General features: G+C 69.3%; 17 protein-coding genes. 3 read left to right on the top strand and 14 right to left on the bottom strand.

Annotated features, from left to right (window positions below; translation table 11 throughout):
* Positions 1-104: 104 nt before the first annotated feature.
* The 8 genes from malQ to TSH58p_RS16795 all read right to left on the bottom strand — a co-directional run bounded on the left by malQ (position 105) and on the right by TSH58p_RS16795 (position 14,581).
* A complete protein-coding gene (gene malQ, locus TSH58p_RS16830; protein WP_109069691.1) occupies positions 105-2,294 on the bottom strand; it encodes a 4-alpha-glucanotransferase in 2,190 nt (729 codons plus the stop codon).
* 225 nt (positions 2,295-2,519) lie between these two features.
* The gene (locus TSH58p_RS16825; protein WP_109069690.1) at positions 2,520-3,557 is read right to left on the bottom strand and encodes a two-component system response regulator; all 1,038 of its coding nucleotides are present in this window, start codon (positions 3,555-3,557) and stop codon (positions 2,520-2,522) included.
* Positions 3,558-3,644: 87 nt separating this feature from the next.
* Entirely contained in the window at positions 3,645-5,795 is a 2,151-nt protein-coding gene (gene glgX, locus TSH58p_RS16820) for a glycogen debranching protein GlgX (RefSeq protein WP_109069689.1), read from the bottom strand.
* A gap of 177 nt (positions 5,796-5,972) precedes the next feature.
* Complete coding sequence (gene glgB, locus TSH58p_RS16815) at positions 5,973-8,237, bottom strand: 1,4-alpha-glucan branching protein GlgB (RefSeq protein WP_109069688.1); 2,265 nt, start codon at positions 8,235-8,237, stop codon at positions 5,973-5,975.
* Between the two features lie 106 nt (positions 8,238-8,343).
* Positions 8,344-11,667 (bottom strand): maltose alpha-D-glucosyltransferase, encoded by a 3,324-nt coding sequence (gene treS / locus TSH58p_RS16810; protein ID WP_109069687.1) that lies wholly within the window; start codon positions 11,665-11,667, stop codon positions 8,344-8,346.
* Between the two features lie 180 nt (positions 11,668-11,847).
* Positions 11,848-13,140 (bottom strand): hypothetical protein, encoded by a 1,293-nt coding sequence (locus TSH58p_RS16805; RefSeq protein WP_146205856.1) that lies wholly within the window; start codon positions 13,138-13,140, stop codon positions 11,848-11,850.
* A 352-nt stretch (positions 13,141-13,492) separates the two neighbouring features.
* Positions 13,493-13,927 carry a bacteriohemerythrin gene (locus TSH58p_RS16800; protein ID WP_109069685.1) on the bottom strand — a complete coding sequence of 145 codons (435 nt, stop codon included), beginning with the start codon at positions 13,925-13,927 and terminating at the stop codon, positions 13,493-13,495.
* Positions 13,928-14,083: 156 nt separating this feature from the next.
* Positions 14,084-14,581 (bottom strand): GNAT family N-acetyltransferase, encoded by a 498-nt coding sequence (locus TSH58p_RS16795; RefSeq protein WP_247873990.1) that lies wholly within the window; start codon positions 14,579-14,581, stop codon positions 14,084-14,086.
* Between the two features lie 120 nt (positions 14,582-14,701).
* Here TSH58p_RS16795 and cysQ point away from each other — a divergent pair, with 120 nt between their 5' ends.
* Complete coding sequence (gene cysQ / locus TSH58p_RS16790; RefSeq protein WP_109069683.1) at positions 14,702-15,475, top strand: 3'(2'),5'-bisphosphate nucleotidase CysQ; 774 nt, start codon at positions 14,702-14,704, stop codon at positions 15,473-15,475.
* Positions 15,469-16,266, top strand: a complete 798-nt coding sequence (locus TSH58p_RS16785; RefSeq protein ID WP_109069682.1) for a ferritin-like domain-containing protein — start codon at positions 15,469-15,471, stop codon at positions 16,264-16,266. The genes cysQ and TSH58p_RS16785 overlap by 7 nt, the downstream gene beginning before the upstream one ends.
* A gap of 240 nt (positions 16,267-16,506) precedes the next feature.
* Here the strand turns inward: TSH58p_RS16785 and TSH58p_RS16780 are convergent, their stop codons facing one another.
* The 5 genes from TSH58p_RS16780 to TSH58p_RS16760 form a co-directional block, all read right to left on the bottom strand.
* Entirely contained in the window at positions 16,507-16,896 is a 390-nt protein-coding gene (locus TSH58p_RS16780) for a DUF6285 domain-containing protein (protein ID WP_109069681.1), read from the bottom strand.
* The gene (locus TSH58p_RS16775; RefSeq protein ID WP_109069680.1) at positions 16,896-18,002 is read right to left on the bottom strand and encodes a phosphotransferase family protein; all 1,107 of its coding nucleotides are present in this window, start codon (positions 18,000-18,002) and stop codon (positions 16,896-16,898) included. The genes TSH58p_RS16780 and TSH58p_RS16775 overlap by 1 nt, the downstream gene beginning before the upstream one ends.
* A gap of 4 nt (positions 18,003-18,006) precedes the next feature.
* Positions 18,007-19,203: an acyl-CoA dehydrogenase family protein gene (locus TSH58p_RS16770; RefSeq protein ID WP_109069679.1), complete on the bottom strand. Its 1,197-nt coding sequence runs from the start codon at positions 19,201-19,203 to the stop codon at positions 18,007-18,009.
* A gap of 47 nt (positions 19,204-19,250) precedes the next feature.
* Positions 19,251-20,012, bottom strand: a complete 762-nt coding sequence (locus tag TSH58p_RS16765) for an SDR family NAD(P)-dependent oxidoreductase (protein ID WP_109069678.1) — start codon at positions 20,010-20,012, stop codon at positions 19,251-19,253.
* Between the two features lie 142 nt (positions 20,013-20,154).
* The gene (locus tag TSH58p_RS16760; RefSeq protein WP_109069677.1) at positions 20,155-21,789 is read right to left on the bottom strand and encodes an acyl-CoA synthetase; all 1,635 of its coding nucleotides are present in this window, start codon (positions 21,787-21,789) and stop codon (positions 20,155-20,157) included.
* Positions 21,790-22,028: 239 nt separating this feature from the next.
* On the opposite strand from TSH58p_RS16760, the gene TSH58p_RS16755 reads away from it, so the two are divergent.
* The gene (locus TSH58p_RS16755) at positions 22,029-22,739 is read left to right on the top strand and encodes a Crp/Fnr family transcriptional regulator (RefSeq protein WP_014240588.1); all 711 of its coding nucleotides are present in this window, start codon (positions 22,029-22,031) and stop codon (positions 22,737-22,739) included.
* A 145-nt stretch (positions 22,740-22,884) separates the two neighbouring features.
* On the opposite strand, the gene TSH58p_RS16750 is transcribed toward TSH58p_RS16755, so the two are convergent.
* A complete protein-coding gene (locus TSH58p_RS16750) occupies positions 22,885-25,452 on the bottom strand; it encodes an SUMF1/EgtB/PvdO family nonheme iron enzyme (protein ID WP_158282591.1) in 2,568 nt (855 codons plus the stop codon).
* Between the last annotated feature and the right edge of the window lie 129 nt (positions 25,453-25,581).

Genomic DNA, 25,581 nt, shown 5'->3' with positions numbered 1-25,581 from the left:
TTGGCCGCGCGGCATGGCGCGGCGCGCTGTTCTTTTGCCCGACGACTGGCGCCAAGTGTAAGCCAATAGCGCAGGATCGCAATCGGCTTCCGGTTCGGCTGGCTTCAGGGCCGCTCGCCGCGGACCGCCTCGGCCAGCCGGCGCAGCCCCTCGTCCTCGGCCATCGCCTCCACCGGCACGCCCAGGCGGCGGCGCCAGTTGGGGTGCTGGTCCACGGTGCCCGGCAGGTTCGGCTGCTCCACCTCGCCCAGCGCGTCCTCGATCTGCACCATGGCGATGCGGCCCGGCGAGCGGGCGAGGTAGCGGTGCACCGCCTCCATCAGCGCGCGCGAGAAGGGTTGCGAGCCCTCGTTGTTCGGGTAGCTGGCCGGGCGCAGACCTTCCCGCTCCAGCGCCTGCAGCATCCACCAGCGGTCCACGCCGCGGTCCCAGACGTCCTTGTTCCGCGCCGCCTCGTCGGGATAGAGGTCCAGCCGGGCGCGCCAGTCGAGGTCCCGGTTGGTCCAGAAGCCCTTGAAGGTGGCGAGGTCGTGGGTGGTCACCGTGACCATGGCCCCGGCGGGATACTCCTGCGGCGCCTTGAATCCGCCGTCGGCGCTGCGCTCGAAATACAGCACGCGGTAGCTGAGGATGCCGGCCCGCTCCAGCGCCGGGCGGAAGCCCTCCGGCACGGTGCCGAGATCCTCGCCGATGACGATGCAGCGGTTGCGCCGGCTTTCCAGAGCGATGATCCGCAGCAGATCCTCGAACGGGTATTCGACATAGGCGCCGTCGCTGCCGTCCGCCGGAATCCAGAACAGATGCTGCAGCGCCATCACGTGGTCGATGCGCAGCGCCCCGGCGTGGCGCATGTTGGCGCGCAGCATGGCGATGAAGCTGCCATAGGCCGATTCACGCAGGCCCACCGGCGACAGAGGGGCGAGGCCCCAATTCTGCCCCTTCATGTTGAACTGGTCCGGCGGCGCGCCGACGTTGGCGCCCTGCACCAGGATGTCCGACTCGCCCCAGGCCGCCGCGCCGCCGGGATGCGCCGCCACGGCGAGGTCGCGGTAGAAGCCGATGGGCAGCCCGGCCCGGCGCCCGCGCTCCGCCGCCGTGCCCAGCTGGCGGTCGGCCTCCCATTGCAGATACTCGAAGAACGCCACCCGTTCGGCCTGCTCGGCGGCGAAGGCCTGGACCTCCGGGCTGTCCGGATGCTGGAAGGCCGGCGGCCACGTCCGCCACATCCACTGGGACGGGTCGCGGCGGTAGAAATGCTCGTGCAGCGCCTCGAACACGGCGTGGCGGCGCAGCGGCTCGCCCATCTCCCGCCGGAAGGTTTCGAACGCCTCGCGCCGCGCGTCGCTCTCGCCCAGCGCGCGGAAGGTGGCGTGCAGCGCCTCCAGAACCGGCATCTTCAGGGCGGAGACGGCGGGGTAGTCCACCAGCTCCGTCGCCCGCGCGGCGGCCAGCCGCTGCCGGAACTCCTCCGACGCGATGAGGGCCTGAGCCTGCGGCGTGGCCGACAGTTCCGGCACCCGCTCCACGTCGATGTAGAGGATGTTGAGGAAGGTCCGGCTGCTTGGCGAATAGGGGCCGATGTGGTTGGGGTCGGCCGGGAACAGCGCGTGCAGCGGGTTCAGCCCGACCAGCCCGGCCCCGAGCCCCGCCGCCGTCTCGGCGAAGCGCCCGAGGTCGTCGAAATCGCCGATGCCCCAGTCGTCGCCGCTCTTCAGCGCGTAGAGCTGCAGCCCGATGCCCCAGGTCCGCCCGCCGGGAACCACGTCCTCCACGGTCAGGCAGCGCTGCGGCGCGACGATCAGCACCGTACCGCCCTCCAGCGTGCCCCCCACGCCCTGGGGCCGGATCACCACCGACAACCGGTGATAGCCGAGCGGCAGGGTCGGCGGCAGTCGGGTGGAGACCGTCCGCCGCTCGTAAGCCACGCCGTCGAGCACCCTCTGCTCGGCCAGCGGCAGGTTGCCGACGCGCAGCGACGCGCGGTGGGCGAGCCCGCCCTCCTCGGTCAGCGTCCAGGTCAGCTCGGCGTCCTCCAGCCCGGCCGGGACGGCCAGGGCGAGGCTGAGCGGCGCGCCCTCGTCGATCACCAGGACGGGGGGCAGCATGCGCCGCCACGCCCGATCCTCCACCGCGTGCAGGCTCGTCGCCAACTCGTCGCCGTTGCCGGCGGGATAGCCCATGGCGGCGGCGAGGGCGCGCTTCGTCGCGTCGGAGGTCTCGCGCCGGTTGCCCCAGATGTCATGGTAGAAGGGCTCGATGCCAAGCCGTTCGGCAAGCCGGTCGAGATCGCTCATTCAGGGGTCCCCGCGGTTATCGGTCGTGGCGTCTTGGTGGCGTCATCCTGGCCGCAACGGCCTGCGCGCGAGCATTGCGCGTCGGGCCGATTCCGTCCAGCCCCGAACATTCGAATTTTCATATTGACCGCAACGCTTTCGCGCGCGGCGACGGGGCAAGGGTGACAACGCGCCGCAACCCTGGATGATCCGGCCGTCGCCGTCAGCGGCTCACCATTCGCGGGTTCACGACCCGACCGCCTCTTTCGCGGCATCGCCATTCGCCGCGGACACGACCAGCGCCGCCTTCGCGGCCTCCGCCTTGGCCTGCGCCATCTGCTCCAGGCGGGTGCGGTAGCCGGTCACGGCGGCGGCGACCTCCGCCATCATGGCCTCCAGGGAGCGGGCCGCATCCACCGCCTGCATCAGGTCGCGGGCGAGCGCGCGCACGCGCTCCAGCTCCTCCTCCGCGACGGCACCCGATTCGGCCTGAAGGCGCAAGCGCTCCGCCATCATCTTCAGGGACTTGGCGACGGACTCCGCCGGCCCCGGCTCGCTCAGATCGTCGAGGCGGCGCAGCAGGTCGTCGAGGAAGGCCGGCGCGCGGGCCAGATGCTCCACCGCCATGCGCTCCGGCGGGCGGGCGGTCAGGCCGGGGGCGGCGAACTCGATGAGGAAGGCGACCTGCACGCTGATGCGCAGCAGCTTCTGTTCGTTGACGAAGTGGTTGGCCTCGGCCATGAGCTGGCGGGCGTTGATGTGGGCCCAGCGATTGGTCGCCTTCAGCCGCAGCGTGTTGGGCGCGTCGAGCAGCGGCACCTGGGCGCCCTCGCGCGGCGACTTGCGCCGGTCGGGGCCGGTGTAGTCGGCGGTGACCACGAACTTCTTGCGCGATTCGATCAGGGCGCCCAGCCGGTCCTGCACCTTCTTGGGCGAGACCGGCTTCACCAGCAGGTCGTCCGCCCCGGCGTTGGTGACGCGCATGACCAGCAGCGGCGTCGGCTGCCACGTCGTGGCGACGATGCAGGCATAGGGGTTGCGGGTGTCCGGCTCGTTGCGCAGGCGGCGGATGAGGCGCAGCGCCTCCGCCTCCTCCCCGTCGGTGTCCAGCAGGATCAGGTCCGGCGTCGCCGCGGTCATCGCCTCCGTCGCGTCCTGGACCGAGTTGTGGACGCCCGTCCGCTTCATTCCCAGCCGCGCCAGCACCTCGCGCAGGACGCGTTGGCCGTTGGACTGCGTGTCGATGATGGCCGCGTCAACCAGGGAGAAGTCGTAGTCGGGCATGCGTCGGTTCCGCGAAAACCGGAGGTGGAGGAGCCGCCCCCGGCCTCGACGTTAGCACAGGCGGAAAATACCGCCTATTGACCCGCATCAACGACCGGGCGATTCGACCTGCACGAACACCAGGGCGGTCCGCCCGTCCACCGGCATCGTCCGCCCGGCGAGTTGCATCCGCCCGTCGCCGGCCCCGTCCGCCACGCGGGTGTCGAGCACGCAGCGCCAGCCGCGCGCGTCCGGCACCTCGGGCAGGGTGACGTTCACCGTGTCGGTGTGGGCGTTCAGCACGATCAGCAGCACCCCGTCGTCCTGCGGCGCCCCGTCCACCCCGGTGTAGCTCCCGGCATGGCCGTTCAGCAGCAGCATGATGCAGCGCGCATGGCCGTTGCGCCAATCCTCCGCCGACTTCTCCACCCCCTGCGGCGTGTACCAGACGATGTCCTTCAGCCCGTCCGCGGAGGTGCGGCGGCCGTGCAGGAACACCGGGCGGCGCAGCACCGGATGGGCCTTGCGAAGCGCGATCAGCCGCTTGACGAAGGCCAGCATCGGCCCGCCCTCGCCCTTCAGCCGCGCCCAGTCGAGCCAGGAGGTCTCGTTGTCCTGGCAATAGGCGTTGTTGTTGCCCTTCTGGCTGTGGCCGATCTCATCGCCGGCCAGCATCATCGGCGTGCCCTGCGACAGGAACAGGGTGGCCAGCAGGTTGCGCTTCTGCTTGGCGCGAGCCTCGCGGATCGCCGGGTCGTCGGTCTCGCCCTCCACCCCATGGTTCCAGGAATGGTTGGCGGAATGGCCGTCGCGGTTGTCCTCGCCGTTGGCCCAGTTGTGCTTGTCGTTGTAGGAGACGAGGTCGTGCAGGGTGAAGCCGTCGTGCGCCGTGACGAAGTTCACCGACGACCAGGGCCGCCGCCCGCGCTTCTCGAACAGGTCCGACGAGCCGGCGATGCGCCCGGCCAGTTCCGGCAGCATCCCGTCGTCGCCGCGCCAGTAGCGGCGCACGGTGTCGCGGTAGCGGTCGTTCCACTCGGCCCAGCCCGGCGGGAAATTGCCGACCTGATAGCCGCCGGGACCGACGTCCCACGGCTCGGCGATCAGCTTCACGTCGGCCAGCGCCGGGTCCTGCCGCACCGCGTCGAGGAAGCCCGAACCGGGGTCGAAGCCATAGGGCTCCCGCGCCAGCACGGTGGCGAGGTCGAAGCGGAAGCCGTCGACGTGCATCTCCGTCACCCAGTAGCGCAGGCTGTCCATGACCATCTGGAGAACGCGCGGGTGGCTGAGATTCAGGGTGTTCCCGGTGCCGGTGTCGTTGATGTAGAAGCGCGGGCTGTCGGGCAGCAGCCGGTAGTAGCTGAGATTGTCGATGCCCTTGAAGGACAGGGTGGGGCCGAGATGGTTGCCCTCGCCCGTGTGGTTGTAGACCACGTCGAGGATGACCTCGATCCCCGCCTCGTGCAGGCGGGCGACCATGGTCTTGAACTCCGACAGCACGCCGGTGGTCATGTAGCGCGGCTCGGGCGCGAAGAAGCCGACGCTGTTGTAGCCCCAGTAGTTGCGCAGGCCCTGCCCGACCAGATGCCGGTCGTCGGCGAAGGACTGCACCGGCAGGAACTCCACCGAGGTGATGCCGAGCGCCTTCAGATAGTCGATCACCGCGTGGGTGGACATGCCGGCGAAGGTGCCGCGCAGCGGGGCCGGCACCTCCGGATGGCGCATGGTGAAGCCGCCGACATGAGTCTCGTAGATCACCGTGTCCGACCAGGGAATCGCCGGATGCCGGTCGTGCCCCCAGGTGAAGGCGCGGTCCACCACCCGGCATTTCGGCATGCCGCGGGCGTTGTCGCGCCGGTCGAAGGACAGGTCCTCGCGCGTCGAGCCGACGCGGTAGCCGTAATGGGCGTCCGACCAGCGGAACGGCCCGAACAGCGCCTTGGCGTAGGGGTCGAGCAGCAGCTTGTTCGGGTTGAAGCGGTGCCCGGCCAGCGGCTCGTAGGGGCCATGGACCCGGTAGCCGTAGAGCAGGCCCGGCCGGGCCTCCGGCAGATAGCCGTGCCAGACCTCGTCGGTGTGCTCCGGCAGGACGACCCGCTCGACCTCACGCTGGCCGGTCTGGTCGAACAGGCACAGCTCGACCTTCTCGGCGTGGGCGGAGAACAGGGCGAAGTTGACCCCGAACCCGTCCCAGTTCGCCCCGAGGGGATAGGGCTTGCCGGGCCAGACGGCGGTGCGCGTGGCGGTGGAGATGGACATCAGGGCAGACTCACCAGGGGCGCTGGAGATCGGGCGGAACCGCAAGCGGCTTGCGTCGGCGCAGCGGCTGACCTAGCCGAAGCGGATAGCCACCTCTTGCAATAAAGGAGCGGCACGCCGGTCACGTCAAGTGCGGAACGCCGCTCCTCCCTTCTCCCTTTGATCGAAACGCTGCCCCTACCCGGCCTTGCGCTCCAGCACCAGCGTGCCCAGCGGCGGCAGGGTCAGGCTGATGGAATGCGGGCGGCCATGCCATTCCGTCTCCTCGCTCTCCACGCCCCCGGCGTTGCCGACGCCGCTGCCGCCATACTCCGGCGCGTCGGTGTTCAGCACCTCCTCGTACCGCCCCGGCAGGGCGACGCCGACCCGGTAGCCGTCGCGCGGCAGCGGGGTGAAGTTGCAGACCACGACCACATGGTGCTCCGGGTCCTCCCCGCTCTTGCGCAGGAAGGCGAGGATGGAGTTGTCGCTGTCGTTGGCCTCGATCCATTCGAAGCCGGCCGGGTCGCAGTCGGTCTGGTGCAGCGGCTTCAGGCCGCGGTACATCCGGTTCAGGTCGCGCACCAGCGCATGCAGCCCATGGTGCAGCGGCTCCTCCAGCAGGTGCCAGTCCAGGCTGCGCGTCTCGCTCCACTCGCGCCACTGGCCGAACTCGCCGCCCATGAACAGCAGCTTCTTGCCGGGATGGGCGAACATGAAGCCGTAATAGGCGCGCAGGTTGGCGAACTTCTGCCAGTCGTCGCCCGGCATCTTGTTGATCAGCGAGCCCTTGCCGTGCACCACCTCGTCGTGGCTGAGCGGCAGGACGAAGTTTTCCGAGAACTGGTAGATCAGGCCGAAGGTGAGCTGGTGGTGGTGGTAGCGGCGGTGGATGGGGTCCTTCGCCATGTACTCCAGCGTGTCGTGCATCCAGCCCATGTTCCACTTGTAGCCGAAGCCCAGCCCGCCGAGATAGACGGGCCGCGACACCGCCGGCCAGGCCGTGGACTCCTCGGCCACCGTCATGATCCCCTGGTGGTGGCCGTAGGTCAGCTCGTTCATCCGCTTCAGGAAGGCGATGGATTCCAGGTTTTCGCGCCCGCCGAAGCGGTTGGGGACCCACTCGCCGGCCTTGCGGCTGTAGTCGAGGTAGAGCATGGAGGCCACGGCGTCGACCCGCAGCCCGTCCAGCCGGTAATGCTCCAGCCAGAACAGCGCGTTGCCCAACAGGAAGTTCTGCACCTCCGTCCGGCCGAAATTGTAGATCAGCGTGTTCCAGTCCTGGTGGTAGCCCTGGCGCGGGTCGGCGTGCTCGTAGAGGTGCGTGCCGTCGAACCAGCCCAGCCCGTGCGGATCGGTCGGGAAATGGCCGGGCACCCAGTCGAGCAGCAGCCCGATCCCCGCCGCGTGGCAGGCGTCCACGAAGAACTTGAAGTCCTCCGGCGTGCCGTGGCGGCTGGTCGGCGCGTACATGCCGATCGGCTGGTAGCCCCAGGATCCGTCGAAGGGATGCTCGGTGATCGGCAGCAGCTCGATGTGGGTGAAACCCAGATCCTTCACATAGGGCACCAGCCGGTCGGCCAGCTCGCGGTAGGTGAGGAAGCGGTCGCCCTCCTCCGGCACCCGCGCCCAGGAGCCGAGATGGACCTCGTAGATGGAGATCGGCGCGGTCAGGTCGGCGCTGGCGGAACGGGTCCGCTGCCACTCGGTGTCCTGCCAGTCGTAGGACGGCAGCCCATGCACGACGGACGCGGTCTGCGGACGGAACTCCGCCTGGAAGGCGTAGGGATCGGACTTCAGCGGCAGCAGGTCGCCGCCCGCCCCCTTGATCTCGAACTTGTAGCGCTGGCCGGCGGTGGCGTGGGGCACGAAGATCTCCCACACGCCGGCCTCCACGCGCTTGCGCATCGGCAGGCGCCGCCCGTCCCAGTCGCAGAAATCGCCGACGACGCTGACCCGCCGGGCGTTGGGCGCCCAGACGGCGAAGGCCACGCCGGCCACCCCATCGATCTCCCGCGGGTGGGCGCCCAGCCGCTCGAAGCTCTTGAGGTGCGTGCCCTCGGCCAGCAGATGGATGTCCAGCTCGCCCAGAACGTACGGGAAGCGGTAAACGTCCTCGAACTCCACCGTCGCCAGCGGGAACTGGACGCGCAGACGATAGCGGAAGCGCTCCTTGCGGTCGGGCAGCACCGCGACGAAGAAGCCCTCGTCATGGACCTTGTCGGCCTCGCCCACCGGATCGCCCGACAGGCTGTCGACCACCCAGAGCTTCTCCGCGCCGGGGATGAAGGCGCGGACCTCGACGGGCTGGTCCTTGCCCGTCTGGTGCATGCCCAGGATCGCGAAGGGATCGCCGTGGTCGGCGCGGACGATGGCCTCGATGCCGCCGCTCAACGGCGACACGGCCTTCGGCGACGCTTCCTGCGCCTTGGCACGGTTTCCCGTTCGGATGTCGTTCGGCATCGGCTGACTTTCCCCTACCCTTGCTCGTTCTTGGGGTGTGAACATAGCGCCGGGGCGTTTGTCACACCACGCCCGCGGCGTCCTATGCCGCGTTTCGGGTTGCGCCTCAGGACTCGCCGTCCAGAAGCCCCAGCACGCCCTTCACCGGAATGCCGATCCAGTTCGGCCGGTTGGCGGCCTCGTAGGCGATCTCGTACAGCGCCTTCTCCATCAGGAACAGCGCCAGCAGGCGGCGGTCGGCGGCGGTTCCGTCCGGCACGTCCGGGCAGGCCCCCATGGCGGCGCGGTAGGCCTCCAGGAAGCTCTGCATGCTGCGCCGTTCCCAATCCAGCGCCGCCTCCATGACCGCGCCGGCCTCCTCCAGCACGCCGGTCTCGTCGATCCGGAACAGCGCCGCCCAGGTGGCGTAGTTGAAGGAGCGCAGCATCCCCGCCACGTCGCGCAGCGGGCTGTGCTTGGCCCGGCGCTCCTCCAGCGACTTCGCCGGCTCGCCTTCGAAGTCGATGATGTACCAGTCGTTCTGGGCGCGCAGCACCTGCCCCAGATGGTAGTCGCCGTGGATGCGGGTCTTGTCGCCCTGCGGCGGCGTGTCGGCCAGCTCGGCCAGCCGGTTCATCACGTCGGTGCGGCGGGCCAGCAGCGATTCCGCCTGCTCGCGCACGGCCGGGGCCAGACGGTCGAGGGCGCCGGGCAGCGCGGCGAAGGCGGCCTCGGCCTGACGGCGGGCGGCCTCGCCCCAGCCCTTCAGGTCGTCGGCGGTCACCGGTTCCGGATCGAAGGCCGGGTCGCCGGTCCGCTTCGCCAGCGCGCAATGGAGTTCCGCCGTGCGCTGGCCGAGCGTCGCCATCATGGCGGCGTGCATGCCGAAGGGCTCGCCCTCGGTCGGTTCCTCCGGATCGTGGGACAGGCCGAGACGGATGTCGTCCAGATCGCGCACCAGCGAATCGACGGTGCTGGTCCAGCCGTCGCCCTGGTTGCGGACATAGCCCTGGAGAACGAACAGCGCGGTCGGCGTGCCGTCCTCCGCCACATGCTCGACGGACCCGAGCAACGGCGGCGTGTTCTGGAAGCCCGCCACCTCGGTCAGGAAGCGACCGACCTCAAGCTCCGGATGGGCGCCGGGGGTCAGGCGGCGGAAGGCCTTCAGCACGGCCTGACTGCCGACGAGGATGGAGCTGTTGCTCTGCTCCACGCCCAGGCGGCGGATCTCGGTGTCGTCGTCCACCGCGAGGTCGGCCATGCAGGCCGTGGGGGAGAAGCGCAGGTGCCCACTCGACGCCGGAACCTCCCGCCCCTCGCGCAGGGCGGTCAGCAGGCTGCGGGTGAAGGCGTCGGCCTGCATGGCGTCGTAGATGGCGCCGGTGCGCGGGCCGCGCCGGGCCTTGGCGAGCGTGAAGGGCAGCAGCGGCCAGCCGGTGTTGCCGGCGTTCTCCTCCCAGCTCATGGCGAGCGGCAGGAAGTAGGACTGCGGCTTGGCCCCGGCCAGGGACACGTCGGCCCGCACCATCATGAAGCCGTCGCCCGGCCCGCCGAGCCGCGCGAACATCGGGATGTGCGCGCTCTCGATGCGGCGGTCCTTGGCGGCGAACCAGCGCTGCTGCGGCAGGTAGGCCTGCAGGATGTCCCGCGCCAGCTCCTCTCCGGCACGGCCGCTGATCAGGCTCTGCCAGCCGTCGCGCACGACGATGGTCAGCAGGTCGGGCACCGGCTCCGGCATCGTCTCGTGCCAGGACGGCAGCGCCGCCTCGGCGGCCAGCGCGAACCAGTAGAAGCCGTAGGCGGGGATGGTCAGCAGATAGGGCAGATCGCCGACCGGCGGGAAGACCGTCCGGCCCAGCATCTCCACCGGCACACGGCCGCGGAACTGCTTCAGATCCAGTTCCACCGCCTGGGCGGAGCGGGACAGGTTGGCCACGCAGAGGATGACCTCGTCGCCCTCCTCCGTCGAATGGCAGCGCAGATAGGCCAGAACCTTGCGGTTGCCGGGATAGAGAAGCTGGAAACGGCCGCGCCCGAAGGCCTTGTGCTGCTGGCGGACGGCGATCAGCCGCTTCATCCAGTTCAGCAGAGACGACGGGCTGCGCTGCTGCGCCTCCACGTTGATGGCCTGGAAGCCGTAGATCGGGTCCTGGATCGCCGGCAGATACAGCCGTGCCGGGTCGGCGCGGGAGAAGCCGCCGTTGCGGTCGGGCGACCACTGCATCGGCGTGCGCACGCCGTCGCGGTCGCCGAGATAGATGTTGTCGCCCATGCCGATCTCGTCGCCGTAATAGAGCACCGGCGTGCCCGGCATGGACAGCAGCAGGCTTTTCAACAGCTCGATCTTGCGGCGGTCGTTCTGGAGCAGCGGGGCGAGGCGCCGCCGGATGCCCAGGTTGATCCGCATGCGCCGGTCGGCGGCGTAGAAATCCCAGAGATAGTCCCGCTCGCGGTCGGTCACCATCTCCAGCGTCAGCTCGTCATGGTTGCGCAGGAAGATGGCCCACTGGCACTCGTCCGGGATGTCCGGGGTCTGGCGCATGATGTCGGCGATGGGGTGCCGGTCCTCCATGGCGACGGCCATGTAGATGCGCGGCATCAGCGGGAAGTGGAAGGCCATGTGGCATTCGTCCCCGCCCTTCTCCAGGTCGCCGAAATAGGGCAGCACGTCCTCCGGCCACTGGTTCGCCTCGGCCAGCAGCATGCGGTCGCCATAGCCCTTGTCGATCTCCGTGCGGATGGCCTTCAGGACGTCGTGGGTTTCCGGCAGGTTCTCGTTGTTGGTGCCCTCGCGCTCCTTCAGGTAGGGCACGGCGTCGAGCCGCAGCCCGTCCACCCCCATGTCCAGCCAGAAGCGCATGACGTTCAGCACCTCCTGAAGGACCTTCGGGTTGTCGAAGTTCAGGTCGGGCTGGTGCGAGTAGAAGCGGTGCCAGAAATAGGCCTGCGCCTCGGAATCCCAGGTCCAGTTGGACTTTTCCGTGTCGCAGAAGATGATGCGCGTGCCCTGGTACTTCTGGTCGGTGTCGGACCAGACGTAGAAATTGCGGTGGTTCGATCCCGGCTTGGCCTGACGGGCGCGCTGGAACCACGGGTGCTGGTCGGAGGTGTGGTTGATGACCAGCTCGGTGATCACGCGCAGGCCGCGGTCATGGCATTCGCGCAGGAACCGCTTGAAGTCCTGGAGATTGCCGTAGGACGGGTTGACCGCCTTGTAATCGGCGATGTCGTAGCCGTCGTCGCGCAGCGGCGAGGGGTAGAAGGGCAACAGCCACAGCGTGGTGACGCCAAGCTCCTGGATGTAGTCGAGCTTCTGCGTCAGGCCGGCGATGTCGCCGATGCCGTCGTTGTCGGCGTCGAAGAACGCCTTCACATGAAGCTGATAGATGACCGCGTCCTTGTACCAGAGCGTGTCGTTCCGATCGATCCGGCCATTGTCCGAGTTCTTCATACCGCCGCCGTCGCTCCGCTGGTCTGGTGGAGCGGGGTCGCCGGGCGGGCGGGGAATCCCGCGCCCATCCGGCAGCCGCGCCACATCATAAACCAGTTAGAGTTGGGTCCGTTCCACGGCAAAGGCAACGTTGGGCGCTAAACCTGCGATGGCGGACCCGCGTCGCGGGCGGTTCCGGCGTCAGGCGTCGGCCAGCGCCGCCACGGTCAGCGGCTGGGTTTCCGTGCTGCTCCGGACATCCACCGAGACGCCGCCGTTGATATAGCCCGTCACCGTCTGGCGCAGCGCGTAGACGGTCTTGCCGAGTTCGGCGCTCATCGCCGGATCGTAGGTCGAACCGGGCACCGGCTGGGTGTAGTAGAAGACGGCCGGCGTGCTGTAGGAGGTCGGCGGGATTTCGGCCATCAGGATCGTCATCGTCGAGCTGTAGCGGCAGTCGGCCGGGATCTCGACCGTCTGGCTGACCGCCAGTTCGTAGTAGTTGGTGACCGAGGTCTCCTTCGTGCCCGTGTAGCTGTAGGACATGGAGAAGGTGCAGCCGACCTCGACCTCGCCGGTCAGACCGATTCCGTAGGTGAAGCGCACCTCCTGGACATAGCCGATGGTGTAGGAATCGGTGACCGACAGCGTCAGCGACTGCGATTTTCCGCTGGTGACGGACACCGTGTCGGACAGCGTCGCCGTTCCCTGGTTGGTTCCGGAGATGGAGCTGGAGATCGTGCTCGACGGGTTGGTGGGCACCGGCGAAGTGATCGAGAAGGGCTCGACCTCCGAATGGACCGGAGTCAGCAGATCCCACCGCCACGACGCCTCCTTGTCGACGAAGGAGTTGCTGCGCAGGTCCGGAATGCCGTCCATGCTCAGCCAGCCGGCAACGGACATGGTTTCCCCGTCGCCCTGCCCGCCGTCGTACAGCGACACCTGCTGGGCGGTCAGCCCGCCGAAATAGATCGACGCCGCCCGGTCGCAGATGTACCAGCCCGCCAGCGACAGCACCGAACCCATCGGCCATTCGCAGAGGAAGAAGGTGTTGCGGTTGTCGGCATAGTTGAGTCCGTCGAACAGCTGGAACACGCCGGTGTTCACGTCCACGCGCCGCCAGATGTAAGCGGACAGGCAGTCGTTGGCACCGAGCTTCTCGACATCGACCGTTTGCGTCGTGCCGTTGCCGATCAGATCGACGCAACGCCCGCAGCCGTTGAAGCTGTAGGGCTGGCCGGCGGGCGGGGTGGTCTTGTGCTCCAGCAGGGTCAGGACGACCCCTTCCGGCAGGTTGAAGGCAACCCAGGTCGTCCGGTCGTTCAGGTTGGTCCCGGCAAAGGAACTCTGCACGCCTTCGATCGCGCCCGAGGTGGTGATGGTCAGGCTGTCGCTGTTCCAGTTCTGATCGGCGTACAGCTTCACTGTTCCCGACGGAAGGCTGGACGGATAGGCCACCGACGTTGACGGCGGCAGTTTATAGAGTTCGGTCATGGCGCTCCCTCATTTTTTGTTTGATAAACCCCATCCGCTCGCCTTCATTTGATTATATTGCAAATCATACAAGCGTAGATAACGATCACATGAATTGCATTCATTTATATTTATTGCGTCATCGGTCAGGGCACAGCGAAACACTAGCCATGATAATTTTTGAAATGGAAATTGATTCTTTTAAATACATTTGCATTGAATTTCCCGGTCAGGGCCATTCAGGCAAAGCTGTGCCGGCGGTTCGCGTCGCGAGCCGGCCATCAAGCGGACCATGAAGCGGACCATGAAGCCGGCCGCCCCGTCGGGAGCGGGCGACCGTGACGTCGGGGAAAAGCGGCGCCGGAAACGGCGGTCAGGCGGAGGTCCGCTTGCGCTTGGCACCCTGGGTCAGGCTGCGGTAGACGCCCTGATCCTCTTCGATGAAATGGGCGATCAGGCGGTGCTCGACCCAGTTGGTCAATTCGTTGGGGGTGCAGAAGACGACGCCGTACGGCCCTTCGAACCGCAGGGCCAGCAGTTCCTCGGTGATCTGCCGGTGCAGCCGCTTGTGCTTCTCGACGGCGCCGCTCCTGGCGTCGGTCCAGAAGCGCTCCTCGGCGGAGAAATGCTCCTCCGTGTACTTCACCAGGGCGGCGAAGGCGCTTTGGATGATCTTGTAGCCCTGCCCCGCCGCCACCGCCATGTGCAGCAGCCCGGCCAGTTCCAGAAGCGTCCGGTGCTGCTCGTCGATGGACTCGTTTCCAACCGTGTATTCGGTCTTCCACGGGAAACGGACAGATGGCTGCATGGGGGGCCTGACGGCGAAAGGCCGCGCTGAAGGTGTGGGAAAGGCCGCAACATAACATCCGGAACCGCGCGCCGGGGTCGGACAACTTGCCGCAAATCGAATCCACGCCCCGTGAAAAGGATTCAATTTGCGGCAAAATTCATCCAATGCGCCGGCTCAGCCTGTCACCGGCTTGGTCATGTAGGTCATGCCGCCGCCGTAGGAGGCGAGCTTGGCCGCCAGACCGGCCCCACCGTCGTGTGGCAGGAAACCCTGCGCGTCCCAGAAGGCCCGCGCGCCGGGGGTGGAGGTCAGGGCCAGCCAGCGGAAACCCTGCCGCGCCGCCAGCGCGTCCATGCGCTCCAGCGCCGCCACGCCCAACCCCAGCCCCCGCGCCGCGGGCAGCAGGGCGACGTCGTGCAGATAAAGGCAATCCGCCCCCTCCGGCAGCGCGCCGAGCGGCGAGTCGAGCGGCGGCGGAACGCCCAGCCGCCCCGGATGCATGACGATGTAGCCGATGCAGTCCCCGTCCGCCACGGCCCCATCGATTTCCGCCATGGCGCACCCCTCCGGATAAAGGGCCAGACGCTCGGCAAAGACGGCGCGGTCCTCCGGGTAATCGGGGTGCACGATCTCGGCGATGGCCATCACACGGTCCAGGTCCGTCGCTTCCATGGCGCGCCATCCCGCTTTCATCCGCAATCTCCCATCCTCCCCGCCCTTTCCAGCCTTCCAGCCCACCATCCGGGCGCGCTATGGTGGCCGTTCGCACACCAGCCGACCGGAGGACCACCCATGACCGACACCGCCGCGGCGAGCCTGCTGCCCAAGGTGCGGACCATCGCCCACGAAGCGGGTCAGGTGATCCTGCGCTTCTACAACGACGGCATCGACGCCGCCACAAAGGTCGACGGCAGCCCGGTCACCCAGGCCGATCTCGCCGCCGAGCATGTCATCACGCCGGCCCTGCACCACATCGCCCCCGGCATTCCGGTTGTCGCGGAGGAGGCCGTGGCCGCCGGGCACCGGCCGGACATTTCCGGCGGACGCTTCTGGCTGGTCGATCCGCTCGACGGCACCAAGGAATTCATCAGCCGCAACGGCGAGTTCACCGTCAACATCGCGCTGATCGACGGCGGGCGCCCGGTTCTGGGCGTCGTCTACGCGCCGGCCACCGGCGATCTCTACGCCGCCTGCGGGCCGGGCACCGCCGTCCATTGGGTGGAAGGCCGCCACGATTACCCGATCCAGGTCCGCAAGCCGCCGCCCGACGGCCTGACCGTGGTCGCCAGCCGCTCCCACGGCAGCGGCAGCGAGCTGGATGGCTTCCTCGCCGGCTACACGGTGAAGAACCGGGTGACCTGCGGCAGCTCCCTCAAATTCTGCACGGTGGCGTCCGGCAAGGCCGACCTCTACCCCCGTTTCGGTCCGACCAGCGAGTGGGACACCGCCGCCGGCCACGCCATCCTCGCCGCCGCCGGCGGCCGGGTGGAGCAGCCCGACGGCTCGCCCTTCCTCTACGGCAAGGCCGACATCGCGAACCCCCATTTCGTTGCGTATGGATGGTGACGACGCTGTGTGACGCGGCCGTCGCGGTGCTGACCACCGCGGCGCCGCTGGAGAAGGTGCGTCTGACGCGGGAGTACGCCGCGGGCTGGCGCGACGGACGCATCGCCGCGTTCGGCACGCTGGCCCCGCCGGAGCGCCCCGCCCGCCCGGAGCGCCCGCCCCTGATGCTGCCCCGCGACATGCCCAAGCGCGGGCGCGGCGGCAGCGCGCAGAACCGCGTCGCCCTGCTGCACGCGCTGGCCCACATCGAGCTGAACGCCATCGACCTCGCCTGGGACATCGTGTGCCGCTTCGTCGGCGAGGGGATGCCGAAGGGCTTCACCGACGACTGGGTGCAGGTCGCCGACGACGAGGCCCGGCATTTCCAGATGCTGGAGGAGCGGCTGAACCAGCTCGGGTCCGGCTACGGCGAACTGCCGGCCCATGACGGGCTGTGGCAGGCCGCGACGACCACCGCCCACGACCTCGCCGCCCGGCTGGCCGTGGTGCCGATGGTGCTGGAGGCGCGCGGGCTCGACGTCACCCCGGAGACCGTCCGCCGCCTGCGCGAGTTCGGCGACGCGGAGAGCGCCGCGCTTCTCCAGGTCATCCACGACGAGGAGATCACCCATGTCGCCGCCGGGCGCCGCTGGTTCGGCCATCTCTGCGCCAAGCGCGGCGTGGACCCGGTGGAAACGTGGCAGGATCTGGTGAAGCGGTACTTCCGCGGCGGCCTGAAGAAGCCCTTCAACGTGACCAGCCGCCAGGCCGCCGACTTCGGCCCGGAATTCTACGAGCCGATCGCGGAGTGACAGGGGCTTTCACCTCCGCGCCTGCTCCTTCTCCCCCCTTAGGGAGAAGGTCAGGATGAGGGGGCGCCGCAGGCGACCTGCTTATCAACCGGTTTCCTGATCCGCCCTGACGGGCGCCCCCTCACCGGCTCTCGGCGGATGCCATAAGCATCCGCCTGCCGCCGTCAGCGCTGGCCCTCGGCCAGCGCGAGAGGCCCTCCGGGCCACCCTCTCCCCAGCGGGGCGAGGGGGTATCACTCCCTACCCCCGCAACAGCTTCGGGTTGGTGATGCCCAGCCGGGCCTGGACGATCTCCTCCAGGCATTCCATCAGCACGTCCTGGCCGTCATGGTCGAAGTCGCCCGCGGCGATCTCGATGCACAGCCGGTGCTGCAACGCCTCCACCCGCTGGCGCAGGTCGGCGCCGGACAGGCTGTCGTCGGCGTCCTCGCCGTAGAGCAGGGCCAGCGCCGCCAGCATGGCGTGACCGGCCCCATCGGCGCCGGCCAGTTCGCGCTGCACGATGCCGAGCGCGTTGGCGATCATCAGCGCCGTGTAGCGCTGGGCCGGCGGGATGTGGGGGAGCAGGTCCGTCCGAAAGGTTTCCGCGGTGATGCCCAGCAGTTCCTGGGCGTTCGGGCTGGTGCGCATCAGGCGACCCTTTCTTCGTCGGCATCGCCGGACGGCTCGGCTGCCACCGCCGCCGGGGACGATGCCGTCAGCCCCAGGCTGTGGATGTGGCGCAGCAGGTCCAACTCGATCTCCGGCAGCATGCGACCGGTCAGCGCCAGTTCGAGCGAGGGCTCCTCGCCGGAAGTGTGGCGGCGCCCCTGAAGGACCGCGATGGCCGCCCAGCGCATGTAGGCGGCGGTTTCCCAATAGGCGACCCGCTGCGGGTCCACGCGGCGGCCGGACGTCTCCTCGTAGCCGGCGTAGAGGTCCTCCCGCCCGGCCAGACCGCCGGCCTCGCGGTCGTGGCGACCGAACCGCCAGGAGCGGGCGCAGAACCAGCCGAGATCCTCCATAGGATCGCTGAATCCCGCGAATTCCCAATCCAGGATGGCGGTCAGACCCCCGTCCTTCACAAGATAGTTCCCGGTGCGGTAGTCGCGGTGGCACAGCACCAGCTCGCCCGGCGGCGGCGCGTGGATCTCCAGCCAGCGCAAGCCCCAGGCCAGCACGGCGTCGCGCAACGCCAGATCGCCCAGCCAGTCGCGGTAGGCGTGGACGCAGTCGAGCGCCGGCGACGCGGCCGGCACCGGCAGACTCTCCAGCCCCGGCGTGTCCGGCCCGGCCTTGTGCAGGCGGCCGAGCTGGCGGCCAAGCTCGCGGGCGAGGCCGCGCTGCGGCTGGTCGGCCTTCACCACCTTGTGCCCGGCCCCGATGCCCTCGGCCCGCCGCATGATGTAGAAGTCGGCGCCCAGAACCGCCGGGTCGCCGCAGGCGGCGATGGGCTCCGGCGCCGCCACCCCGGCGCCAAAGGCGGCGCGCAGAACGGCGAACTCCTGCGCCTTGGAGATGCTGGCCTTCATGCCGGACGCCGCCGCGGCGCCGCCACCCGGCTGTGCGCGCAGCACGCAGGCGTGCCGCCCGGCCTGCGGTCCGCCGTCGATGTCCAGCGTCACCGCGAGGTTGAGCGAGATGGCTCCCCCGCCCAGGGTGCCTTCGTCGGCCACCGACACGCGCGTCGCGCCGGTCGCCCCGGCCAGCCACGATTCCAGCCGCGGCCGGCTTTCCCCGTCGATCAGTGCACCCATCCCGTCACCCCCAGGCCCAGAAGCCGTCACCCTCGTCCATGTAGAACCGCGCCAGAACCATCTTGTGGACCTCCGACGCCCCGTCGACCAGCCGGGCCTGCCGGGCATAGCGGTACATCCACTCCAGCGCCGTGTCCTTCGAATAGCCCCTGGCCCCGCAGAGCTGGATGGCCGTGTCCACCGCCTTGTGCAGCGTCTCGGCGACATGGACCTTGGCCATCGACACCTCCTTGCGGGCGAAGTCGCCGCGGTCGAGCTGCCACGCCGCCTTCATGACCAGCAGCCGGCCGATCTCGATCTGCATGGCGACGTCGCCCATCATCCACTGCACGCCCTCGTGCCCGGCGAGCGTGGTGCCGAAGCTCTCGCGCTCGCGCACATAGGCGGCGGCGATCTCCATGGCCCGCTTCGACAGGCCGGTCCAGCGCATGCAATGGGTCAGCCGCGCCGGGCCGAGGCGGATCTGCGTGGCCTTCAGCCCGTCGCCGACGGTCATCAGGACATTCTCGTCGGAAACCTCCAGCCCGTCGAAGCGCAGCTCGCAATGGCCGCCATGCTCCTCCGGCCCCATGATCGGGATGCGGCGGACGATCTCCCAGCCAGGCTGGTCCTTGTCGAACAGGAAGGCGGTCAGCCCCTTGCGCGTGTCGTCGGAGGTGCGGGCGATCAGGATGAAATGCTGCGCCTCCCCCGCCCCGGTGATGAACCACTTGTGGCCGGTGATCACCCAGCGGTCGCCCTTGTGCTCCGCCCGCGTCTTCATCATCGAGGGGTCGGAGCCGCCGCCGGGATGCGGCTCGGTCATCGCGAAGGCGGAGCGCACCGTGCCGTCGACGATGGGCTGGAGCCAGCGCTCCTTCTGCGCCTCGGTCGCGACCTTGTTGAGAAGCTGCATGTTGCCGTCGTCGGGGGCGGCGCAGTTGAAGCAGACCGGCCCGAAGATCGAGCGGTTCATCTCCTCGTAGGCGGCGGCCATGCCGACGATGCCCAGCCCCTGCCCGCCACGCTCCGTCGGCATCTGCGGCGCCCACAGCCCGGCGGCCTTGACCTCCCCGCGCAGGCGCTCCAGCAGGGCGGGCACGATGTTCTCGTGCTCGTCATAGGAGGCCGGGTCCGCTTCCAGCGGCAGGATGCGCTCCTCCACGAAGGCGCGCACGCGGCGGCGGAACTCCTCGATCGGCGGGGGCAGGCTGAAGTCCATCGGTTCGGGTCCTCTCCGTCGTTCTTTCTTGGCCGTTTTCTTTTTTCTTACAGGGTGCTGACCAGATGCCCGCCGTCCACCGGCACGACCGCCCCGGTCATGTAGGCCGACGCGTCGGAGCAGAGCAGCAGCAGCGGCCCGTCGAGGTCCGCCAGCCGCCCCAGCCGCCGCTGCGGCACCCGCCGGATCAGCGCCTGCCCGGCGTCGGTCGCCAGGAAATCGCGGTTCAGGTCGGTTTCCATGTAGCCGGGGGCCAGCGCGTTGACGCGGATGCCGTGGCGCGCCCATTCCAGGGCCAGCGCCTGGGTCATCTGCACCAGCCCGGCCTTCGACGCGGTGTAGGCCACGACATGGCCGGCCACCCGCAGCCCGAGGATGGAGGCGATGTTGACGATCGACCCGCCCCGCCCCCGCTCCTTCATCACACGGGCCGTCTCCTGCGCGGTGAGGAAGGCGCCCTTCAGGTTGGTGTCGATCACGCGGTCCCAGTCCTCCTCCGCGTAATCGAGCGCGGGCTTGGCGACGGTGGCACCGGCGTTGTTGACGAGGATGTCCAGCCCGCCGAGCGCCCCCGCCGCCTCGCGGACGCCGTTGCGGACGGAGGCGGCGTCGGTGACGTCCAGCGGCACGGCGATGGCCTGTCCGCCCGCCGCTTCGATCTCGGCGACGGCGGCGTCCAGGCTCTCGCGCCGCCTTGCCGCCAGGGCGACGCGGGCGCCCGCCGCGGCCAGCACGCCCGCGAAGTGGCGCCCCAGGCCGGAGGAGGCCCCGGTGACCAGGGCGGTGCGGTTGGTGAGGGTGAGGATCATGGGGGTCCTGAGTTTATGAGGATGGGGTTCATGCGTCGGGCCCCTTCCCTAACCCTCGCCCGCCTCGCAGGAGAGGGAACAAGCTCCTCCCCCTGCGCAGCGGGGGGAGGTTGGGAGGGGGGCTCCGATGGGACCGCGCTCCTCACAACCCCCTCGCCTGCTCGCGCAGCACGAACTTCTGGATCTTCCCCGTGGAAGTCTTCGGCAAGGCGCCGAACACCACCTTGCGGGGCGCCTTGAAATGGGCGAGGTGGTCGCGGCACCAGCCGATCACCTCGGCCTCCGTCACCCGCCCCTCCGATCCCGGCTTCAGCGTGACGAAGGCGCAGGGAGTCTCGCCCCACTTCGGGTCGGGACGGGCGACGACGGCGGCCTCCATGACGTGGGGGTGCTGGTAGAGGATCTCCTCCACCTCCAGCGAGGCGATGTTCTCGCCGCCGGAGATGATGATGTCCTTGGCGCGGTCCTTGATCTCGACGTAGCGGTCGGGGTGCAGCACGGCGAGGTCGCCGGTGTGCAGCCAGCCGTCGCGCAGCGCCTCGTCGGTCGCCGCCGAATTCTTCAGGTAGCCTTTCATCACCGTGTTGCCGCGCAGCGCCAGCTCGCCCAGCGTCTCGCCGTCGGCGGGAACCTCCCGGCCGGTGTCAGGGTCGAGCACGGTCTGCTCCGACATGGTGACGTTCGGCACGCCCTGGCGGGCCATCTTCACCGCCCGCTCCTCCAGCGGCAGTTCCGCCCAGGCCTCCTGCCACGCGCAGCCGGTGGAGGGGCCGTAGCATTCCGTCATGCCGTAGAGGTGGGTCAGGCGGAAGCCCATCCGCTCCATGCCCGCGATCACCGCGCTGGGCGGTGCCGCCCCGCCGGTCGCCACCTGCACCAGGCCGTGGTCGAAGCCGCGCTTCACGGCGTCGGGCGCGTGGATCAGCATGGTCAGAACGACCGGCGCGCCGCAGAGGTGGGTGACCTTCTCCTCCGCGATCAGGCGGAAGATCGCCGCCGGGTCGACGGCTCGCAGGCAGACATGGGTCGCCCCCACCGCCGTCACCGCCCAGGGGTAGGTCCAGCCGTTGCAGTGGAACATGGGCAGCGTCCACAGATAGACGCTGTCGGGCCGCAGCCCGAAGGTGATGACGTTGCCGAGCGCGTTCAGATGGGCGCCGCGGTGATGGTACAGAACGCCCTTGGGGTTGCCCGTGGTGCCGGAGGTGTAGTTGAGCGCGATGGACTCCCACTCGTCCTCCGGCGCGCGCCAGGGGGCGCCGGCGTCGCCGGTCCTCAGGAAATCCTCATACTCCAGCTCGCCCACCGGGTCGGCGTCCGGTGCCGCCGGGTCGTCGATCCACACCACCCGCGGCGGGGCCGCCATGCGCTCCAGCGCGGCGCGGGCCACCGTGGACAGGCCGCGGTCGACCAGGAACAGGCGGCTTTCGGCGTGCTCCAGGATGAAGGCGACGGCGGGCGGGTCGAGCCGCGTGTTGATGGCGTTCAGCACCGCCCCGGCGCCGGGAATGCCGAAATGCGCCTCCAGCATCGCCGGGGTGTTGAAGGCCAGGACCGACACGACCTCCCCCGGCCGGACGCCGGCCCGGCTCACCGCGGAGGCCAGCGCACGGGCGCGGCGCTCCACCTTCGCCCAGTTCCGCCGCAGGGGGCCGTAGACCACGGCGGTCTTGTCCGGATAGACCATCGCGGAGCGGCGCAGGAAGTCCAGCGGCGTCAGCGGCACATGGTTGGCCGTGCGCCTGGCTAGGTCTGCGGACGGAGTGGTGGCGTCCACGCTCGTCTCCTTCCCTGTTCTGCGGTCCCTGTTTTTGGGCCGGCGCCTTTCATCGAACGCCTTGCTGACGATGGTAGTCACGAACCATTGGGCAGAACAAGATTCACCTTTGGTCGGTCCCCTCCCCTATGCCCGCAAGAACGTGGCAGGGGCGGGCGAGCGCGTTACCGCCTCTGGCGCCGCGGTTGCGGGCCGTCCGCCCGCTACACTGTCCGGCATCGAGCCGTATGGGGGCGACCATGACGACGGTGCGGATCGCGTTCGACAAGGAACTGGTGCTGTCCGGGCATTTCCTGCTGAAGCATCTGGAGAAGCCGGAACTGCAACGCCTCGCCGCCAGCGCCCGGCTGGCCTATTTCCGGCCCGGCGCGGTCATCTTCCAGAAGGGCGACCCCGGCGACAGCATGATGGCGGTCATCCGCGGGCGGGTGAAGATCTGCTCCCACTCCACCGACGGCAAGGAGCTGGTGCTGAACATCATCAACAAGGGCGGCCTGTTCGGAGAGATCGCCCTGCTCGACGGAGAACCGCGGACCGCCGACGCCGTGGCGCTGGAGGAGACCGACCTGCTGGTGCTCGACCGCTCGAAGTTCGTGCCGCTGCTCAACGAGCGCCCGGCGGTGGCGCTCCAGCTCATCACGGTGCTGTGCAAGCGCCTGCGCCAGACCAGCGAGCATCTGGAGGACACGCTGTTCCTGGAGGCGTCGTCGCGCTTCGCCCGCGCGCTGATGCGGCTGGCCGACGTGTTCGGCAAGCCGGCGCCGGGCGGGCTGAAGCTGGACATCAAGCTGTCGCAGCAGCAGCTTGGATGTCTGGTGGGCGTCTCGCGGGAGAGCATCAACAAGCTGCTCGGCGAATGGCAGCGCAACGGCGTGATCGCCGTGGAGTCCGGGCGGATCACCCTGCTCGACCGCGACGCGCTGGAGGAGATCGCCGAGGCGAATGGGTGAGGTGTCGCGTCGTGCCCCCACCACTGGCCCCCACCCTAACCCTCCCCCGCTGCGCAGGGGAGGGGACTGTCGCTGGCTTCGCCAAAATCTCCCTGCCCTGCGTTAGCGGGGGAGGGCCGGGGTGGGGGCCCCACTCAACCACCTCTCAATTTAACTCCCGCAGCACCCTCACCCCGTTGTTCAGGTACCGCACGTCCGGATCGTAGAACAGCCGCGCCGTGTCGGTGATGTCGGTCAGGCCGCCCCGCCAGGAGCCGCCGCGCAGCACGCGCTCCCGGCAGTTGGCCGAGGTCCAGGCGCTGCCGTCCGTGGGCGCGCCCGCGTAGTCCGGGTGCCAGCAATCGGCGACCCACTCCGCCACCCCGCCGTTCATGTCGTGCAGCCCGAAGGGATTCGGCTTGTAGCTGCCGACCGAGGCCGGGGTCAGCCGCTCCTGCGCGCCGCCGCAGTCCTTGCAGTTGGCGAGCGTCCCCGTCTGCCCCTCCCACCAGTAGCGGCCGGTCGTGCCGCCGCGCGCCGCGTATTCCCACTCCGCCTCCGACGGCAGGCGGTAGCGCTGGCCGGTCTTCTGGCTCAGCCACTTCGCGTAGGCCTGGGCCTCCAGCCAGGAGATGTTGTGGATCGGGGTGCTGTCGGTGGGCTTGGTCATGCGCGGCATGCCGCCGGTGCAACCGCCCCCCTCGACGCAGGCGCGCCATTCGGCCACCGTGACCTCGTAGGCGCCGAGCGCGAAGGGCTTGGCAATCGTCACCTTGTGCACCGGACGTTCGGAGCGGTCGCCCTGGTCGCTGCCCATGCTGAAGCTGCCGGGCGCGATGCGCACCATGACCGGGCAATCCGGGCAATCCTGGAAACTCGCCGATTTGCTGTGGTTGCGCACCGCGCTGTTGCCGTTGCCGGTCGGGAGCGCCGCGGCCACCTGCTCCGGCGCGGGAGCCGGCTGGGGCGACGGCTGGGGCGGCAGAGGCGGGGCCGCCGCCTCGACGACCGGGGGCTGGGGCGGGGCCGACTGGGCCGGTGGCGGCGGTTGAGGCGCCGCGGCGACCTCCGGCGGCTTGGCGGCGGGGGCGAGCGCGCCCAGCCTCTCCCGCGCCGGCTTGGCGTAGGTGCCGTTGCCGAACAGCCGCAGGAAGGCCTCGAAGTCGGCGGACTCGCGGCTGCCCTTGACCATCTGCCACAGCGATTCCTCCAGCGCCGGCGCCGCCGGAGCGGCTCCCGGCGCGGCGATTTCCAGCGTGACCGTGCCGCTGGCCTTGCCGCCCTTGCCGTCCTCCACCTGATAGGAGAAGGCGCCGGCCGCCCCAGCCCTCTCCTGCTCCGGGTCGAAGGTCAGCCGCGTCAGCCCTTCGGCCGGCAGCCGGTCGCCGGGGCGGATCAGCGTGGCGCCGTCGCGCACCTTGCCGCGGTCGGGCACGGCGGTGACGGTGACGGTCAGCGGGTCGCCGTCGGGGTCCACCGGCGCCTCGATGGTCAGGGGGTTCGGCAGGGCTCGGACGGTGCGCGCCCCGGCGACGACCGGTGGGCGGTTGCTCGGCTTGATGGTGATCGCCACCCCGCCCCGCACCACCCCGCCCCGCCCGTCCATGATCGCGAAGTCGAAGCGCCCGGCGTCCCCCACCACCGTCGCGTCCGGCTTGAAACTGGTGGCGGCCAGTTGCTCCACGGTCAGGTAGTCGCCGATCAGCACCATGCGGTCGCCGATGCGCACGCTGCCGCCGCGCGGCAGGCCGGAAATCTGGGCGAAGAGCTGGTCGTCGTCGGGATCGGTCGGACGCCCGACGCGCAGCGGCTCGGCATCGGCGCGGTCGGACAGCTCCAGCGGGCGGATCTCGCCGAGCACCGGCGGGCGGTTCGGCGGGCGCGGGTTGAAGTAGAAGGGCGCCGCCCCCAGCGAGCCGAAGATGTAGGGCTCCTGCCGCCCGTTGGTCGCCTGCCGAACGGTGTCGCGCACGTTGCGGAAGAACAGGCTCAGCTCCAGCCCCGGCGTCTGGAGGTGCTGGAGCAGCGCGTCGGTGTAGGGGCTGTGGTCGCCCTGCCCGTCCTCGGCCAGCTGGTCGGCGCGGGTGGCCATGGCGACCAGCGTGTCGCTGGGCGTGTCGTCGACGCGGGCGAAGCCGTAATTGACCTGGATGCGGTTCTGCCCGGCCTGCTTCAGCCGGTCCACGAAGGGGTTGTTGCGGCAGGAATCGAGCATCAGGATGCCCAGCTTGCGCGCCTGCGACAGCTCTCCCATCATCAGGTTCAGCGGCATCGCCTCGTAGACGAGGTCGCGCTCGCGCTCCAGCTTGGCGTCCGCCGGGACGATGTAGTTGTTGCCGCCCACCTGGATGCCGTGCCCGGCGTAGAAGATCACCGCCACATCGGCCTGCGAGGCGCGGATGCCGAAGTCGCGCAGCGCCCGCTCGAAGCCGCGGTTGTCCATGTCGAACTTCTCGTCCACGTCGAACTGCAGCTTGCGCAGGGCCTCGGCGATGGCCTTGGCGTCGTTCACCGGGTTCTGGAGTTCGGGGGCGAATTCGTACTTGCCGATGCCGACGACCAGCGCGATGCGCTTCTCCGGGGATTGGGCGGCCTGGGTCGGCGGAGGCTGGGAGGACGGGGATTGGGCGGCCGCGCCCGGTGCCCAGCCGAGCAGGACCAGCAACAGCAGGATCGGGGCGAGCGACCAGAGGTCCCTGCCCGAACAATGCTGCATCAAGGGTCCGTCGAACATCGGCCGGCTCCATGGTGGGAAGGCGGTTGCGCACCCCATACCCGGCACCTATCGGCATAAAATTGCCAATTACCCGATCTTAATATTTCGATTCCTGCGCACCAAGCGTTCATTCAGCCTAATCCCGAA

Origin of the sequence: Azospirillum sp. TSH58, from assembly GCF_003119115.1 — a bacterium.
Lineage (GTDB): Bacteria > Pseudomonadota > Alphaproteobacteria > Azospirillales > Azospirillaceae > Azospirillum.
The sequence above is the reverse complement of the archived record's forward strand: the minus strand, read 5'-3'. Positions and strand labels throughout refer to the sequence as shown.

What these genes read in the sequence shown, in the direction of transcription:
- TSH58p_RS16780 (WP_109069681.1), bottom strand. Translation starts at nt 16,896, where the DNA reads ATGCGCACCAGCCCGAACGCCCAGGAACTGCTGGGCATCACCGCGGAA.
- cysQ (WP_109069683.1), top strand. Translation starts at nt 14,702, where the DNA reads ATGACCGACACCGCCGCGGCGAGCCTGCTGCCCAAGGTGCGGACCATC.
- glgX (WP_109069689.1), bottom strand. Translation starts at nt 5,795, where the DNA reads ATGTCCATCTCCACCGCCACGCGCACCGCCGTCTGGCCCGGCAAGCCC.
- TSH58p_RS16750 (WP_158282591.1), bottom strand. Translation starts at nt 25,452, where the DNA reads ATGTTCGACGGACCCTTGATGCAGCATTGTTCGGGCAGGGACCTCTGG.
- TSH58p_RS16825 (WP_109069690.1), bottom strand. Translation starts at nt 3,557, where the DNA reads ATGCCCGACTACGACTTCTCCCTGGTTGACGCGGCCATCATCGACACG.
- TSH58p_RS16775 (WP_109069680.1), bottom strand. Translation starts at nt 18,002, where the DNA reads ATGGGTGCACTGATCGACGGGGAAAGCCGGCCGCGGCTGGAATCGTGG.
- TSH58p_RS16805 (WP_146205856.1), bottom strand. Translation starts at nt 13,140, where the DNA reads ATGACCGAACTCTATAAACTGCCGCCGTCAACGTCGGTGGCCTATCCG.
- malQ (WP_109069691.1), bottom strand. Translation starts at nt 2,294, where the DNA reads ATGAGCGATCTCGACCGGCTTGCCGAACGGCTTGGCATCGAGCCCTTC.
- treS (WP_109069687.1), bottom strand. Translation starts at nt 11,667, where the DNA reads ATGAAGAACTCGGACAATGGCCGGATCGATCGGAACGACACGCTCTGG.
- TSH58p_RS16755 (WP_014240588.1), top strand. Translation starts at nt 22,029, where the DNA reads ATGACGACGGTGCGGATCGCGTTCGACAAGGAACTGGTGCTGTCCGGG.
- TSH58p_RS16800 (WP_109069685.1), bottom strand. Translation starts at nt 13,927, where the DNA reads ATGCAGCCATCTGTCCGTTTCCCGTGGAAGACCGAATACACGGTTGGA.
- TSH58p_RS16765 (WP_109069678.1), bottom strand. Translation starts at nt 20,012, where the DNA reads ATGATCCTCACCCTCACCAACCGCACCGCCCTGGTCACCGGGGCCTCC.
- TSH58p_RS16795 (WP_247873990.1), bottom strand. Translation starts at nt 14,581, where the DNA reads ATGGAAGCGACGGACCTGGACCGTGTGATGGCCATCGCCGAGATCGTG.
- glgB (WP_109069688.1), bottom strand. Translation starts at nt 8,237, where the DNA reads ATGCCGAACGACATCCGAACGGGAAACCGTGCCAAGGCGCAGGAAGCG.
- TSH58p_RS16785 (WP_109069682.1), top strand. Translation starts at nt 15,469, where the DNA reads ATGGTGACGACGCTGTGTGACGCGGCCGTCGCGGTGCTGACCACCGCG.
- TSH58p_RS16770 (WP_109069679.1), bottom strand. Translation starts at nt 19,203, where the DNA reads ATGGACTTCAGCCTGCCCCCGCCGATCGAGGAGTTCCGCCGCCGCGTG.